This window comes from Streptococcus dysgalactiae subsp. dysgalactiae, from assembly GCF_900459225.1.
Lineage (GTDB): Bacteria > Bacillota > Bacilli > Lactobacillales > Streptococcaceae > Streptococcus > Streptococcus dysgalactiae.
The window spans coordinates 1,252,118-1,268,109 of sequence record NZ_UHFH01000003.1 but is presented as its reverse complement, the minus strand read 5'-3'; the positions used below and the strand labels follow the sequence as shown (position 1 = coordinate 1,268,109).

At 39.7% G+C, this 15,992-nt stretch carries 14 protein-coding genes; 12 read left to right on the top strand and 2 right to left on the bottom strand.

All coding sequences use genetic code 11. The features are described 5' to 3' along the window. Window positions 1–106: 106 nt before the first annotated feature. The 12 genes from DYD17_RS06655 (at window position 107) to DYD17_RS06600 (ending at window position 13,673) form a co-directional block, all read left to right on the top strand. Entirely contained in the window at window positions 107–1,768 is a 1,662-nt protein-coding gene (locus tag DYD17_RS06655; RefSeq protein ID WP_003051195.1) for a ribonuclease J, read from the top strand. Window positions 1,769–1,856: 88 nt separating this feature from the next. Beyond that, window positions 1,857–2,642: an alpha/beta hydrolase gene (locus DYD17_RS06650; protein WP_003051192.1), complete on the top strand. Its 786-nt coding sequence runs from the start codon at window positions 1,857–1,859 to the stop codon at window positions 2,640–2,642. Between the two features lie 29 nt (window positions 2,643–2,671). Then, window positions 2,672–2,965: a hypothetical protein gene (locus tag DYD17_RS06645; RefSeq protein ID WP_003051189.1), complete on the top strand. Its 294-nt coding sequence runs from the start codon at window positions 2,672–2,674 to the stop codon at window positions 2,963–2,965. Between the two features lie 77 nt (window positions 2,966–3,042). After that, window positions 3,043–4,956, top strand: coding sequence for an ABC-F family ATP-binding cassette domain-containing protein (locus DYD17_RS06640; protein WP_003051187.1), 1,914 nt, complete (start codon window positions 3,043–3,045; stop codon window positions 4,954–4,956). A 284-nt stretch (window positions 4,957–5,240) separates the two neighbouring features. After that, on the top strand, window positions 5,241–6,209 hold the full coding sequence (locus DYD17_RS06635; protein ID WP_037584959.1) for a thiamine pyrophosphate-dependent dehydrogenase E1 component subunit alpha: 969 nt from the start codon (window positions 5,241–5,243) through the stop codon (window positions 6,207–6,209). 58 nt (window positions 6,210–6,267) lie between these two features. Then, window positions 6,268–7,266: an alpha-ketoacid dehydrogenase subunit beta gene (locus tag DYD17_RS06630; RefSeq protein WP_003051182.1), complete on the top strand. Its 999-nt coding sequence runs from the start codon at window positions 6,268–6,270 to the stop codon at window positions 7,264–7,266. A gap of 179 nt (window positions 7,267–7,445) precedes the next feature. After that, on the top strand, window positions 7,446–8,855 hold the full coding sequence (locus DYD17_RS06625; protein WP_115252934.1) for a dihydrolipoamide acetyltransferase: 1,410 nt from the start codon (window positions 7,446–7,448) through the stop codon (window positions 8,853–8,855). A gap of 326 nt (window positions 8,856–9,181) precedes the next feature. Beyond that, window positions 9,182–10,945: a dihydrolipoyl dehydrogenase gene (gene lpdA, locus DYD17_RS06615; RefSeq protein ID WP_115252933.1), complete on the top strand. Its 1,764-nt coding sequence runs from the start codon at window positions 9,182–9,184 to the stop codon at window positions 10,943–10,945. 230 nt (window positions 10,946–11,175) lie between these two features. Next, window positions 11,176–11,490, top strand: a complete 315-nt coding sequence (locus DYD17_RS06610) for a PadR family transcriptional regulator (RefSeq protein ID WP_003051169.1) — start codon at window positions 11,176–11,178, stop codon at window positions 11,488–11,490. Further along, entirely contained in the window at window positions 11,487–11,714 is a 228-nt protein-coding gene (locus tag DYD17_RS11185) for an HAAS signaling domain-containing protein (RefSeq protein ID WP_236593277.1), read from the top strand. Before DYD17_RS06610 ends, DYD17_RS11185 begins: the two co-directional genes overlap by 4 nt. Then, window positions 11,704–12,600, top strand: coding sequence for a DUF4097 family beta strand repeat-containing protein (locus DYD17_RS06605; RefSeq protein ID WP_236593278.1), 897 nt, complete (start codon window positions 11,704–11,706; stop codon window positions 12,598–12,600). Before DYD17_RS11185 ends, DYD17_RS06605 begins: the two co-directional genes overlap by 11 nt. An 83-nt stretch (window positions 12,601–12,683) precedes the next feature. After that, window positions 12,684–13,673, top strand: a complete 990-nt coding sequence (locus DYD17_RS06600; protein ID WP_115252932.1) for a lipoate--protein ligase — start codon at window positions 12,684–12,686, stop codon at window positions 13,671–13,673. 104 nt (window positions 13,674–13,777) lie between these two features. Here the strand turns inward: DYD17_RS06600 and gatD are convergent, their stop codons facing one another. Next, the gene (gatD, locus tag DYD17_RS06595; RefSeq protein ID WP_003051164.1) at window positions 13,778–14,569 is read right to left on the bottom strand and encodes a lipid II isoglutaminyl synthase subunit GatD; all 792 of its coding nucleotides are present in this window, start codon (window positions 14,567–14,569) and stop codon (window positions 13,778–13,780) included. Further along, window positions 14,569–15,912 carry a lipid II isoglutaminyl synthase subunit MurT gene (gene murT, locus DYD17_RS06590; RefSeq protein WP_003051163.1) on the bottom strand — a complete coding sequence of 448 codons (1,344 nt, stop codon included), beginning with the start codon at window positions 15,910–15,912 and terminating at the stop codon, window positions 14,569–14,571. Before murT ends, gatD begins: the two co-directional genes overlap by 1 nt. Window positions 15,913–15,992 lie beyond the last annotated feature (80 nt).

Genomic DNA, 15,992 nt, shown 5'->3' with positions numbered 1-15,992 from the left:
AAATATGATATACTATAAAGGATAGTAGCTTAGCTACATAACAGTAATTCGACTTACTTCGTAAGGACCGTTTGTAATAAAAAATATTAAATATTAGAGGAGTATCATGACTGATATCAAATTGATTGCCTTAGGAGGGGTCCGTGAATACGGAAAGAACTTCTATTTGGTAGAAATTAACGATTCCATGTTTATTTTGGATGCTGGGCTTAAATACCCAGAAAATGAACAACTTGGGGTTGATTTAGTTATCCCCAATTTAGACTATGTGATTGAAAACAAAGACAAGGTCCAAGGGATTTTCTTGAGCCATGGGCATGCAGATGCCATTGGTGCCTTACCTTATTTATTGTCAGAAGTATCGGCTCCTGTCTTTGGATCTGAATTGACCATTGAGTTGGCAAAATTATTTGTCAAAGGCAATAATAACACTAAGAAATTTAACAATTTCCATGTGGTGGATAGTGAAACAGAAATCGAATTTAAAGATGGCTTGGTGTCCTTCTTTAAAACAACACACTCTATTCCGGAAAGCATGGGGGTAGTGATTGGCACAGATAAAGGAAACATTGTTTATACCGGTGACTTCAAGTTTGACCAGGCGGCCCGTGAAGGTTACCAGACGGATTTACTACGTCTAGCTGAGATTGGGAAAGAAGGCGTCTTAGCGCTTTTGTCTGATTCTGCAAATGCCACTAGCAACGATCAGATTGCTAGTGAATCTGAAGTTGGGGAAGAAATGGATAGTGTTATTGCAGATGCTGATGGCCGTGTTATTGTGGCGGCAGTGGCGTCTAACCTTGTCCGTATCCAGCAGGTCTTTGATTCAGCTGTTGCCTATGGACGTCGTGTGGTCTTAACGGGAACAGACGTTGAAAATATTGTACGAACAGCTCTACGATTGAAAAAATTGATGATTACAGACGAGCGTTTGCTGATCAAGCCAAAAGACATGTTTAAGTTCGAAGACCACGAACTTATTATTCTTGAGGCTGGTCGCATGGGTGAGCCTATCAACAGTTTGCAAAAAATGGCAGCGGGACGTCATCGTTATGTTCAGATTAAAGAAGGCGATCTTGTTTACATCGTGACAACCCCAAGTACTGCAAAAGAAGCTATGGTGGCGCGTGTTGAAAACTTGATTTACAAGGCTGGTGGTTCTGTCAAATTAATTACCCAAAACTTACGTGTCTCAGGCCATGCGAATGGACGTGATTTGCAACTGTTGATTAATTTAACGAAGCCTCAGTATCTCTTCCCCGTTCAGGGAGAGTACCGTGACCTAGCTGCTCATGCTAAGTTAGCTGAAGAGGTCGGCATTTTCCCTGAAAATATTCATATTATGAAACGCGGCGATATCATGGTTCTTAATGAGGAAGGCTTCCTCCATGAAGGAAGTGTGCCTGCCAGCGATGTCATGATTGATGGGAATGCTATCGGTGACGTTGGTAATATTGTATTAAGAGACCGTAAAGTCTTGTCAGAAGATGGTATCTTTATTGTTGCTATTACAGTTTCCAAAAAAGAAAAACGCATTATTTCAAAAGCCAAGGTGAACACTCGCGGATTTGTCTATGTTAAGAAAAGCCGTGATATTTTAAGAGAAAGTGCTGAATTGGTCAATAAAACGGTTGAAGCCTATCTCCAAAAAGATACCTTTGATTGGGGAGAATTAAAAGGGAATGTCAGAGATGATTTGTCTAAATTCTTATTTGAACAAACCAAACGACGCCCAGCTATTCTACCTGTGGTCATGGAAGTTCGCTAATGTAAAAGAAGGTTAGGCCTTGATTGCCAACCTTCTTTGGTTTAAGCTTGTTTATAAAACATGAAAATCAAGTAAAGGAGCATCTGTTATGGCAAGTATTTCGATTGAATACCATTCAACGGTTTTAGAGATGGAGCGTAGGGTTCAGGTTATTTATCCTGATCAATCGGAAATCTCTAAAGAAGAACAAGGGGACAAAGATATTCCAGTTTTATACCTACTACATGGGATGGGAGGCAATGAAAACTCTTGGCAAAAGCGAACGGATATTGAACGCTTGTTGCGGCATACCAATTTGATAGTCGTTATGCCTTCGACAGACCTAGGTTGGTATACAGACACGGCTTATGGGCTTAACTATTATCAGGCGTTGTCACAAGAGTTACCACAGGTCTTAGCATCTTTCTTTCCTAATATGACCCAGAAACGTGAAAAAACGTTCGTTGCTGGTCTGTCAATGGGAGGTTATGGAGCCTTTAAGTGGGCACTCAAAAGCAATCGCTTTTCTTATGCGGCCTCGTTTTCAGGAGCTTTGGATTTTTCTCCGGAGATCTTACTTGAGGGACAACTAGGAGAACCAGCCTATTGGCAAGGTGTTTTTGGAGCCTTTGACGACTCTAATCTTAAAAGGCATTACCTTAAAACGATGGTAAGCGAGAGTGATCGCAAGTCTAAGTTCTATGCTTGGTGTGGTTATGAGGATTTCCTTTTTGCCGCTAATGAAAAAGCTATTGCTGATTTTCGAGCTCAAGGTCTTGACATTGACTATCATAAAGGTCATGGTAAACATGAGTGGTACTATTGGAACCAGCAATTAGAAGCTCTGTTAGAGTGGTTACCGATAAACTACCAAAAAGAAGAAAGGTTGTCTTAACCATTTCCTAGTACAACATGAGGTGACGAATGAAACAATTACTGGCGATCATTTTGTGGCTTCCTAAGCTAATAGTGAAAATATTTTGGCATCTTATCAAAGGGTTTTTACAAACTGTCTTATTAGTAACGATTATTATTATAGGGCTGATTTATTATTCTAATCACAGTGATTCCGTTTTGGCCAATAAAATCTCGACAGTTACTGAGCAAGTGGTGCAAATTTTTGATACCTTAACACAAAAGCCATCTGCAAAGATGCATCATCAAAGTGATAAAAGGCATTCGACTTTCCTTGCTAGTGCTCAAGAAGATCATCGATGACTTAAAAGAGTTAGATTTCTTTTGGAAACTAGATTGAAAATGTCCTCAAAAGGGCATTTTTTTGTTAGAATGAAAGTATGATTATTTTACAAGGAAACAAGTTAGAACGCTCTTTCTCAGGAGATGTTCTTTTTCAAAACATATCACTGCAAGTTGATGAACGTGACCGCATTGCCTTGGTTGGTCCTAATGGAGCTGGCAAGTCCACTTTACTAAAATTATTGGTTGGTGAAGAAACGCCAACGAGCGGAGAAATTAATACTAAAAAAGACCTAACCTTGTCTTATCTGGCTCAAAATAGTCATTTTGAATCAGATAAAACGATATATGAGGAAATGCTCAAGGTTTTCGAAGCATTACGCCAAGATGAAAAGCGTCTCCGTCAGATGGAAATGGATATGGTAACCGTTTCAGGTCAGGACTTAACACGGCTGATGATGGATTATGATCTTTTAGCAGAACGTTTTCGTCAGCAAGGCGGCTTTACATATGAAGCTGAGATTAAAGCCATTTTAAATGGTTTTAAATTTGATGAAAGCATGTGGCAGATGACTATCGCTGAGTTGTCTGGCGGACAAAATACCCGTTTAGCCTTGGCCAAGATGTTGTTAGAAAAGCCAGAACTATTGGTCCTTGATGAGCCAACAAACCACTTAGATATTGAAACCATTGCCTGGTTAGAGAACTACTTGGCCAATTATCAAGGAGCTCTAATCATTGTGAGTCACGACCGTTATTTTCTAGACAAAGTGGCGACCGTGACCTTAGATTTGACGCCTAACGGTTTAGATCGGTATAGTGGTAACTATTCTCGTTTTATGGCCTTAAAAGCTGAAAAACTAGTAGCCGAAGAAAAACAGTTCGATAAACAACAAAAAGAAATTGCCAAGCTAGAAGATTTTGTTCAAAAAAACATTGTCAGGGCCTCTACCACAAAAAGGGCTCAGGCTAGGCGCAAGCAATTGGAAAAAATAGAGCGTTTGGACAAACCCACAAGTGGGCGTAAATCTGCTCATATGACATTTCATGCAGAAAAACCATCAGGAAATGTTGTGCTAAGAGTTGAGGAAGCAGCGATCGGTTATGGAGACCAAGTCTTGTCCGAACCTATTAATGTAGATATCAATAAGTTGGATGCTATTGCCGTTGTAGGGCCAAATGGTATTGGTAAATCGACCTTAATCAAGTCGATTATTGGACAATTGCCTTTGCTCAAAGGACAACTCAAGTATGGTGCCAATGTCGAAACAGGTTATTATGACCAAACTCAATCGCATTTGACGCCAAGCAATATGGTTTTGGAAGAATTATGGCAGGACTTTTCAACCACTCCAGAAGTCGATATCAGAAACCGATTAGGAGCCTTTCTCTTCTCTGGAGATGATGTCAAAAAATCGGTGTCCATGCTGTCAGGTGGCGAAAAAGCCCGTCTTCTTCTTGCAAAGTTATCTATGGAAAACAATAATTTTCTTGTTTTGGACGAGCCGACTAACCATTTGGATATTGATAGCAAGGAAGTGCTCGAAAATGCTCTGATAGATTTTGATGGCACTTTACTTTTTGTCAGTCATGACCGCTATTTTATTAATCGTTTAGCGACCAAAGTGTTAGAAATTACTGAAAAAGGTTCAACACTTTACTTAGGTGACTATGATTATTACCTTGAGAAAAAGGCAGAACTAGAAGAATTAGCCCGCCTAGCAGCAGGAGAGGATGTTGAGGAAACAGTAACAGTAGAAGCCTCTGCCACTGATTATCAGCTACAAAAAGCTAATCAAAAAGAGCGTCGTCGCTTGGCTCGACGATATGAGGAGATTGAAGCAAGATTGGAAATCATTGAAGAGCGTATTGGTGCTATTCAAGAAGACATGCATGCTTGCAATGATACAATTCAGTTAATGACATGGCAAGAAGAGTGGGACCAATTGGATCAAGAACAACAGCTTCTCATGGAAGAATGGGAAAGCATCGCTGAACAAATAGAATCATAAAAACAAGCTTTAGCATTTTTGCTAGGCTTATTTTTATGGCTTTGAAACTTGTTTGAAGCGGTAAAAGAGATTTTAAAATGACGCATTTTTTGAGGAAAGATTAGTGAAATACTGAACTGTTATATATTATTTTGAAATTTATTAGTACAGATTTGTTTGTGACTTCACAAACTATTACAATTCCATAAAATCAGACAAGATAAGGAAGAAAGCGATTTAATTATTTGCAAATTGTGAAAAAAAGTTTTATCATAGGAAAGTAATATGATAATATGGAGGCCAAAATGGTAACAGTTTCTAAAGAACAACATTTGGATATGTTCCTTAAAATGGAACGTATTCGTGAATTTGATTCACGTATTAATAAACTCGTCCGTCGTGGATTTGTACAAGGGATGACTCACTTCTCTGTTGGTGAAGAAGCAGCTAATGTTGGTGCAGTGGCTCACTTGACTTACGATGATATTATTTTCTCAAATCACCGTGGACATGGTCAATCAATCGCAAAAGATATGGACCTTAACAAAATGATGGCTGAACTTGCAGGTAAAGCAACTGGTGTCTCTAAAGGACGCGGTGGCTCAATGCACTTGGCTGACTTTGAAAAAGGAAACTATGGTACCAATGGTATCGTTGGTGGTGGTTACGCTCTTGCAGTAGGTGCAGCGCTTACCCAACAATATAAAGGAACTAACAACATTGCTGTTGCTTTCTCAGGCGATGGTGCTACTAATGAAGGATCATTCCACGAGTCTGTCAATATGGCTGCAACATGGAAACTTCCTGTTATTTTCTTTATCATTAATAACCGTTATGGAATCTCCATGAGCATTAACAATGCGACAAACACACCGCATTTATACACACGTGCAGAAGCTTACGGTATTCCAGGATTCTACTGTGAAGATGGAAATGACTTGATGGCTGTCTATGAAACAATGGGCAAAGCTGTTGAGCATGTTCGTGGCGGAAATGGCCCAGCTATTGTTGAGGTAGAATCATACCGTTGGTTTGGTCACTCAACTGCAGATGCTGGTAAATACCGTACTAAAGAAGAAGTTGATGAGTGGAAAGAAAAAGATCCAATGATCAAATATCGTACTTATCTGACAAGCGAAGGCATTGCCACTGATGACGAATTGGATGCTATTCAAGCACAAGTCAAAAAAGAGGTTGACGATGCTTACGAATTTGCACAAAATAGTCCAGATCCAGAACTTTCAGTAGCCTTCGAAGACGTTTGGGTTGACTAATATCACCTTGTCAGTAAGAAGCAATCGTATTTGAATAATAAATGGAGAAATAAAAATTATGTCAGAAACAAAATTAATGGCTTTGCGTGAAGCAGTCAACCTTGCTATGACTGAGGAAATGCGCAAGGATGAAAACATTTTCCTTATGGGTGAAGACGTAGGGGTATACGGAGGAGACTTTGGTACTTCTGTTGGAATGATTGAAGAATTTGGTCCTAAACGTGTTAAAGACACACCAATTTCAGAAGCAGCTATCTCTGGTGCAGCTATTGGTGCAGCGATTACAGGACTTCGTCCAATTGTTGACGTTACCTTTATGGATTTCCTTACCATCATGATGGACGCTATCGTGAATAACGGTGCTAAAAATAACTACATGTTTGGTGGAGGCCTTATTACCCCTGTAACATTCCGTGTAGCATCAGGTTCTGGTATTGGTTCCGCTGCGCAACACTCACAATCTCTTGAAGCATGGTTAACTCATATTCCAGGAATTAAAGTTGTCGCTCCAGGTAATGCGAACGAAGCAAAAGGATTATTGAAATCAGCTATCCGTGATAATAATATTGTTCTTTTCATGGAACCTAAGGCTCTTTATGGTAAAAAAGAAGAAGTTAATCAAGATCCTGACTTCTATATCCCACTTGGTAAAGGTGATATCAAACGCGAAGGTACTGACTTGACAATCGTTTCTTACGGTCGTATGTTGGAGCGTGTTCTTCAAGCGGCTGAAGAAGTTGCAGCAGATGGTATCAATGTTGAAGTTGTTGACCCACGTACCCTCATCCCACTTGATAAAGAATTGATCATTGAATCTGTTAAGAAAACAGGTAAATTAATGCTTGTCAATGATGCTTACAAAACAGGTGGATTCATTGGGGAAATTGCAACCATGATTACTGAAAGTGAAGCCTTTGATTACCTTGATCACCCAATCGTTCGTCTGGCAAGTGAAGATGTTCCAGTACCTTATGCACGTGTACTTGAACAAGCGATCTTACCAGATGTTGAGAAAATCAAAGCTGCTATTGTGAAAATGGCAAACAAAGGCAACTAGGCGATAAGACATATGGTCTAGGACAGACCTTATCCCTTAGTCATTTCTTAGATAGATAAAACCTATTGTAAGAAAGGCTACATCGTCTTATCCCTTGTCACAACAGTTTCGTCAATCTTACTTTAGGTAACAAGACGGAGCTGTTGATGGCGCTTATAAAATCGTGAAAGGATGTAGAAATGGCATTTGAAATTATTATGCCAAAGCTCGGCGTTGACATGCAAGAGGGCGAGATCATCGAGTGGAAAAAACAAGAAGGTGATACCGTCAATGAAGGTGATGTCCTTCTTGAAATCATGTCAGATAAAACCAATATGGAACTTGAGGCAGAAGACTCAGGTGTTCTATTGAAAATTGTTCGTCCAGCTGGTGATACTGTACCTGTAACTGAAGTTATCGGTTACATTGGTGCAGAAGGTGAATCAGTAGATACTATTGCTTCAAGTGAAAAAACAACAGAAATTCCAGTTCCTGCTTCAGCAGATGCAGGACCAACAGTAGCTCCAAAAGAAGATGTGGCCAGTCCAGCTCCTCATGTAGCAGCGACAGCTATTCCGCAAGGAAATGGTGGAAAAGTTCGTGCTACTCCAGCTGCACGTAAGGTTGCAGCAGAAATGGGTATTGACCTTGGCCAAGTTCCAGGAACAGGACCAAAAGGGCGTGTCCATAAAGAAGATGTTGAGAACTTTAAAGGTGCTCAACCGAAAGCTTCACCACTTGCTCGTAAAATCGCTGCTGATAAAGGTATCGACTTGGCGACTGTTTCAGGTACTGGCTTTAACGGTAAGGTCATGAAAGAAGACATCATGGCTATTCTTGAAGCTGCTAAACCAGCTGAAGCAAAAGCACCAGCAGCTAAAGAAGCAAAAGTTGTTGAGCTTCCAGAGGGTGTGGAACACAAGCCAATGTCAGCTATGCGTAAGGCAATCTCTAAAGGTATGACAAACTCTTACCTTACTGCGCCTACCTTTACGCTTAATTACGATATTGACATGACAGAAATGATCGCCCTTCGTAAGAAGTTAATTGACCCAATCATGGCTAAAACAGGCCTTAAAGTCAGCTTCACAGACTTGATTGGTATGGCAGTGGTTAAAACTTTGATGAAACCTGAGCATGAGTACATGAATGCTTCCCTCATCAATAACGCTAATGATATTGAATTGCACCGCTTTGTGAACCTTGGTATTGCTGTAGGTCTTGATGATGGTCTTATTGTTCCAGTTATCCATGGTGCAGATAAGATGAGCTTGTCAGATTTCGTGCTTGCTTCAAAAGATGTGATTAAAAAAGCGCAAACTGGTAAGTTGAAAGCAGCTGAAATGTCTGGATCAACCTTCTCTATCACAAACTTGGGAATGTTTGGTACGAAGACATTTAACCCAATTATTAACCAGCCAAACTCAGCAATTCTTGGTGTTGGAGCAACTATCCCAACTCCAACGGTTGTGGATGGTGAGATTGTTGCTCGTCCAATTATGGCGATGTGCTTAACCATCGACCATCGCTTGGTAGACGGTATGAACGGTGCAAAATTCATGGTTGACCTCAAGAAATTGATGGAAAATCCATTTGAATTGTTAATCTGATCAATCAGTTTTAAAAAAGAAAAGCATTGATTAATAAAAGGGATTTTGCTAAGTTTAGGCTTGGTGCCCTTTTCTCAAAAATATAGAAAGGATGTAGAACGAGGAGATTTCATGGAAATGAGTGATAAGCGATTGAACTCGAGCGGAAAGCTCGGATAAAAGTGGTAAGAGTTGGCTAATCTTAGCGTCGTAGACGTCTGAACTTTCCTCAATTTTTGTTTCGGAAAGTCCTAGTCGTCCTGACGTGGGTGCGTCAACAAAATCAAAGATTTCTGACTTACCGCAAAAATTCAATCGCTTTCTCCTCGCTCTTGGTATCTTAAATTATGGCTGTTGAAATTATTATGCCGAAACTCGGTGTTGACATGGCAGAAGGTGAAATCATCGAGTGGAAAAAACAAGAAGGTGATACTGTCAATGAAGGCGATATTCTTCTTGAAATCATGTCAGATAAAACCAATATGGAACTTGAAGCAGAAGACTCAGGTGTTCTTCTTAAAATTACACGTCAAGCCGGTGAAACAGTACCTGTAACAGAAGTTATTGGTTACATCGGTGCAGAAGGTGAATCTGTTGAGGTTTCTAGCCCCGCTGCTTCAGATGTGAATGTTGCTCGTACAACAGAAGATTTAGAAGCTGCCGGACTTGAAGTACCAAAGGCACCAGTTCAAGCTGCTTCAGCTGCACCAAAAGCTGTACTTGCTGATGATGAGTATGACATCATCGTTGTCGGTGGTGGACCTGCAGGTTATTATGCAGCTATTCGTGGTGCCCAACTTGGTGGTAAAATTGCAATCGTTGAGAAATCTGAATTTGGTGGAACTTGCTTGAACGTAGGATGTATTCCAACCAAAACTTACCTTAAAAATGCTGAAATTCTTGATGGTATCAAGATCGCAGCAGGACGTGGGATTAATCTTGCCTCAACTAACTATACCATTGACATGGATAAAACAGTTGACTTCAAGAACACTGTTGTTAAAACATTAACAGGCGGCGTTCAAGGTCTTCTAAAGGCTAATAAAGTCACTATCTTTAACGGGCTTGCTCAAGTAAACCCTGATAAGACAGTTACTATTGGATCACAAACCATTAAGGGTCGCAACGTTATCCTTGCTACAGGTTCTAAAGTATCACGTATCAATATCCCAGGTATTGACTCTAAACTTGTCTTAACGTCTGACGATATCCTTGACCTCCGTGAAATGCCAAAATCACTAGCAGTTATGGGTGGTGGTGTTGTTGGTATCGAGCTTGGACTTGTTTGGGCATCTTACGGTGTTGATGTTACCGTTATTGAAATGGCTGACCGCATTATCCCAGCTATGGATAAAGAAGTATCTTTTGAACTTCAAAAAATCCTTTCTAAGAAAGGTATGAAGATCAAAACATCTGTTGGTGTCTCTGAAATTGTTGAAGCAAATAACCAATTGACCTTGAAACTTAACAATGGTGAAGAAGTTGTCGCTGAAAAAGCCTTGCTTTCTATCGGACGTGTACCACAAATGAACGGTCTTGAAAACCTTAACCTTGAAATGGATCGTAACCGTATCAAAGTTAATGACTACCAAGAGACATCAATTCCAGGTATCTATGCACCAGGTGACGTTAACGGAACTAAAATGCTTGCTCATGCTGCTTACCGTATGGGTGAAGTGGCTGCAGAAAATGCTATGCATGGTAACACAACTCGTAAAGCTAACCTTAAATACACACCAGCGGCTGTTTACACACACCCTGAAGTGGCAATGGTTGGTTTAACTGAAGAACAAGCTCGTGAGCAATATGGTGATGTGCTTATCGGAAAAAATAGCTTTACCGGTAACGGACGCGCGATTGCTTCAAATGAAGCACATGGTTTTGTTAAAGTTATTGCTGATGCCAAATACCATGAAATCTTAGGTGTTCATATTATTGGTCCAACTGCAGCAGAAATGATTAACGAAGCAGCAACAATTATGGAATCAGAATTAACAGTTGATGAATTGTTATTATCAATTCATGGACACCCAACCTTCTCTGAAGTGATGTATGAAGCCTTTGCAGATGTTCTTGGTGAAGCTATCCACAACCCACCAAAACGCAAATAATTGTCGTCAAATCTTACCTCAGAATAAATAAAATAGCTGTAGAACCATGGTTCTACAGCTATTTCTTATGGAGAAGACGATTTCATCTAATACTCTCTAAAAACTTTCCAGTATTAAGAACTCAATCAAGCTAGAGGGCCCGTTTTAGCTTGACAAAATCTCATGATAGAGTTATATTTTATATATATTTAAATTAAGTATATAAATAAAATAAATCTATGGAGGTGACCATGTATTATCCAGTACCATCCCCTGTGATTGAGTTTTTAGTATTGGGAATGGTAGGGCAAAAAGCTTCTTATGGCTATGATATCTGTCAGCAGTTGCGGCAATTAACCCCTATCAAGGAATCTACCCTTTATCCTATTTTAAAGAAAATGGAGTTAAATGGGTGGCTATCGACATACACGGAAGCTCATCAGGGGAGACAACGGAAGTATTACCAACCAACTGAGAAAGGGTATGAACAGTTGCTATTTTTGGAGAAGGAATGGCTGCGTTATTCGGCAGCTATCTTAGCATTGGCAAAAGGAGAAACAAAATGATGAGGCAAGATTTTTTACAAGTATTAGAGCATGACCTAAGCAGTTTACCTGTTCAGGCTAGAGAAGAGGCACTAGTCTTTTTCACAGAGTATTTGGCAGAAGTAGGAGAGTCCAGCGATGCTCTTGCTGAACTTGGTGACCCCCCACCAAGTTGCTCAAGACTTGTTATCAGAGATGAAGGTACAAGGCATTCCCATGGAGATGAGAGAATTCATGGCGCTTGAAGATAGCAAGGTTGTAGTGACCAAAAAAGTTTCCGTTTTCTTAGAGGATATTGACCTCATGATTAGAGAAGCTGACGTTACTCAGCTAACTTTAGATTATCCTTCTAACCTCTCGACCTTTCTGCAGATAGAACAAGGAGATGAGCAATTTAGTATTAAACAAGTAAAACCAAGACCCAAGCAAAACTTCCGTTTTTTGAATCTAGTAACTGACAAAGTTCCTGATTTTTTGTTACCTAAGCTGACCTTATTAGTTCCCAAAGGACTGACTCTTACAAATCTTGCTATCCATCTGGTATCGTCCGATGGCGACATAGAAAGTCTTGCTGTCAAAACATGTCAGCTTACCCTAACCAATGGTAATGTTAAGGCAAGAGCTATTTCCGCTGAGCAATTATCAGGCTTTTTAGTCAATGGAGATATCAGTTTCTCGAATTGTCATTTCCAAGACCTAAAGCTGGAATTAAATAATGGTGATATGAGCTGGCAAGAAAGCCAGAGTGCTAACACTCACCTTATCTGTTACAATGGCGACATCGGAATGACTAACGGGACTTGCTCAGATCGACTCATCATTGATAATCAGAATGGGGATACGCATATCAATCAGAGTCAATTATGCCAAGTTGAAATGAGGCTGGCTAATGGTGATGTGGCACTTGAAAATAGTAATTTTGAACGCATGCTTTTAGAGATGGCTAGTGGTAATGCTGATGTCAGACTTTTACCTCAAGATCAGACAGAAGTGACTATTGATGTGACAACAGATTTTGGAAGTTGTCATATTTTTGGTCAACAATCTACAAGTTGCCATTACTATCGTGAAGGGACCCATCCTCGTCAATTACTCATCACCAACGCTTTTGGTAATATTACCCTTAGTTAGTTGGTCTAGAAAGCTTGTCATTTAGGCTTGTTTTCATTATACTAGAGAAGTAGATTACATATTTTTGAAAGGACTTTTTTCCTATGAAATACATCGTTAACAAAAGTCAAAATCCTGCCTTTAACATTGCTCTGGAAGCTTATGCTTTTAGAGAACTAGTGGAAGAAGACGAATTGTTTATCCTTTGGATCAATGAGCCGGCTATTATTATTGGCAAACATCAAAACACAATTCAAGAAATCAATAAAGAATACATTGATGAACATGGTATTCATGTTGTGCGACGTTTGTCTGGTGGTGGTGCGGTTTACCATGATTTGAATAATTTGAACTACACCATTATTTCTAACAAAACAGCTGAAGGGGCTTTTGATTTCAAAACTTTCTCACAACCTGTGATTGCGACTTTAGCTGATTTAGGTGTGACAGCTAATTTTACAGGTCGTAATGATATTGAGATTGATGGCAAAAAAATCTGTGGTAATGCTCAAGCCTATTACAAGGGTCGCATGATGCACCATGGTTGCCTTTTGTTTGATGTGGATATGACCGTTCTTGGCGATGCTCTTAAAGTAAGTAAGGACAAGATTGAGTCTAAAGGAGTGAAGTCTGTTCGTGCTCGCGTGACCAATATTTTAAATGAATTACCAGAAAAAATTACCGTTGAGGAATTTTCAGATAAAATCTTGGCCAAAATGAAAGAAACTTACCCAGATATGACAGAATATGTCTTGTCAGAAGATGAGTTAGCTAAGATTGAACAATCTGCCAAAGAGCAATTTGGTAGCTGGGACTGGACTTATGGGAAAGCTCCAGAGTACACTATTGAACGCAATGTTCGTTACCCTGCAGGTAAAATTTCAACCTTCGCAAATGTTGAAAATTCTATTATTAAAAACCTTAAAATCTATGGTGATTTCTTTGGAATCAAAGATGTTCAAGATATTGAGAACCTATTAATTGGTTGTAAATATGAGTACCGGGATGTTCTTGAACGTTTGCAAACGATTGATACGACTCAATACTTCTCACGTATGACCGTTGAAGAAGTTGCTAAAGCTATTGTTGCTTAATGATTTTAAGCACTGAGAAATTCTGTAAGAAGGAAAAATAATAAAACTCCTAAGCGGGACATGTCCCGCTTAGGAGTTTTTGTTTGACGATATGAAAAAAGAACTTAAGCTTTATAAAAGGCAGCTTTACTTTTGATGTCGGCGTATTCTTCAGCGACTTCTTGTTTCAGTATATCGTCATAGCTAGGTAGTGCAATAGCTGATCCGTACTTTTCTTTGAGAGCTGTTGTTACAAGGCGGTAAGCAAGGTTCACGTTGCGTGATAAGATAGGACCATGGAAATAACTGCCGTAGACGTTTTTATAGTGAACACCTTCAGTTTGGTCTTCCTTATTATTACCATTGCCATAAACCACTCGTCCAAGTGGCTTTTCGTCATTGGATAAGAAGGTACGTCCTTGATGATTTTCAAAGCCATAGTAGGTTTCGTTAAATGCCTCATTGTGGATTTTAATGTCTCCAATAAAGCGATTTTGGTGCTGGTTAAGGGTGTAGTGTCCCATAATCCCAAGTCCATCGATTTTAACCCCATTAGCTTGGACATAGTATTGCCCTAGCAATTGGAAGCCACCGCAGATGGCAAGTACCACTTTATTCTTAGCAATGTAATCCGCTAAGGCAGCTTTTTTGCTAGGCAAATCCTTAGCAACGATGGTTTGCTCATAGTCTTGTCCACCACCAAAAAAAACAAGGTCGTAGTACTCTTGGTCAAAGGCATCATTGAGAGAAACAATATCAACAGTAACTCTAGCTCCAAGTTTTTCAGCGACATACTTGAGCATCAAGACGTTCCCGTTGTCACCGTAGGTATTCATCAGGTTTCCATAGAGATGAGCAATGTTTAGGTCATAGAGATAGTCAGTGTTTGCTGGAGATTTTAGTGAAGTGTAAGTCATTAGTTCATCTCCTTTTCAACCACATGGCGGTCAGCTAGCAAGCTACGAAATTCTAGCATTGCAGTATAGGTTGCTAAAATATAAGCATGTTTGCTTTCTTGTTTTTCAATAGCTTCCATGATTTGCTCGAGCTTTTCAGCTTGTTTTATATTAGTATCGTCAAATCCTGTGACTCTAAGTCTTCTGGCAATTTCAGAGTGACGGACACCACCAGCATTAATCTCAGTAATTGGCATTTGTGTAATGAGTTCGAAATTAGCATCCCAAATCCAGCTGGTATCAATGCCATCAGCGTAATTGGCATTCAGTAAAACAGATAGGCTAAATGGGTAATCTGCCAATTGAATCATTTCCAGTGCTTGACTGGCTCCAACAGGATTTTTGATAAGCACAAGGGTGCAGGATTTATCACCAATCTTAAAGGTTTCTTGGCGACCGAAAACGGCCTTGCTTTTGTTAAAACCAGCCTTAATTTTCTCGGGAGAAACCCCGAAAAATTCAGCAACAGAGACGGCAGCGAGGGCGTTGTAAATGTTATATAAACCACCGACATTGATTTTGTAATCTTGACCATCAATGATAAACTCAGAACTGTGATTGGTAATTGTCGTGAGTTCAGTTAATCGATAATCCAACTGTGGTCTCTTGAAGCCACAATTTAAACAAATAAAGTCTCCAAGATTGGCATAGGTATTGAGGTGGTATTGTAGGATGTGTTCGCATTTAGGGCATAGGATGCCTTCAGTGTTGTAATGAGCCAATTGTGGGGAATGCTTAGCAGTATCAAAACCATAATACTGCATCGGATTAACTAAGTCTTTTGAAGAGAAAATAGGGCTGTCGCCATTGGCTAAGATAGTTGCTTGAGGTGCCTTGCTTGCTCCATCAACAATCATTTGATAAGTGGTATAAATCTCCCCATAGCGGTCCATCTGATCTCTAAAAATGTTGGTGTAGACAAAGAGACTTGGTTTGAGGTAATTAGTAATCTTTGGAAGACTTGCTTCATCAATTTCCAAGACAGCAATGTGTTTACCAGATTTTCCTTTTTTAGCTGATAAAAAAGCTGCGGTAATTCCCGTAATCATATTGGCACCGCTCGGGTTGGTAAGTACTTCGCCGAATGCTTCTTTCAAGATACCTACGGTTAAAGCTGTTGTCAATGTTTTCCCATTGGTACCTGTGATGACAACAATCTCATAATCTTTTGAGAGGCTATCTAAAATATCTTTATCGAAGGCTAGCGCTAAACGGCCGGGATAAGTAGAACCGCGCCCTAGTTTCTTTAACATCAATTGAGCTGTTTTGCCGGCGCTGAGACCGAGTAATGTCTTCATTTTCATGTTTATATTTTAGCATAAGTTTCTTAATTTTAGATAGAGAAAAACGTCACGAATCATGATATAATGTTAATGATATCTAT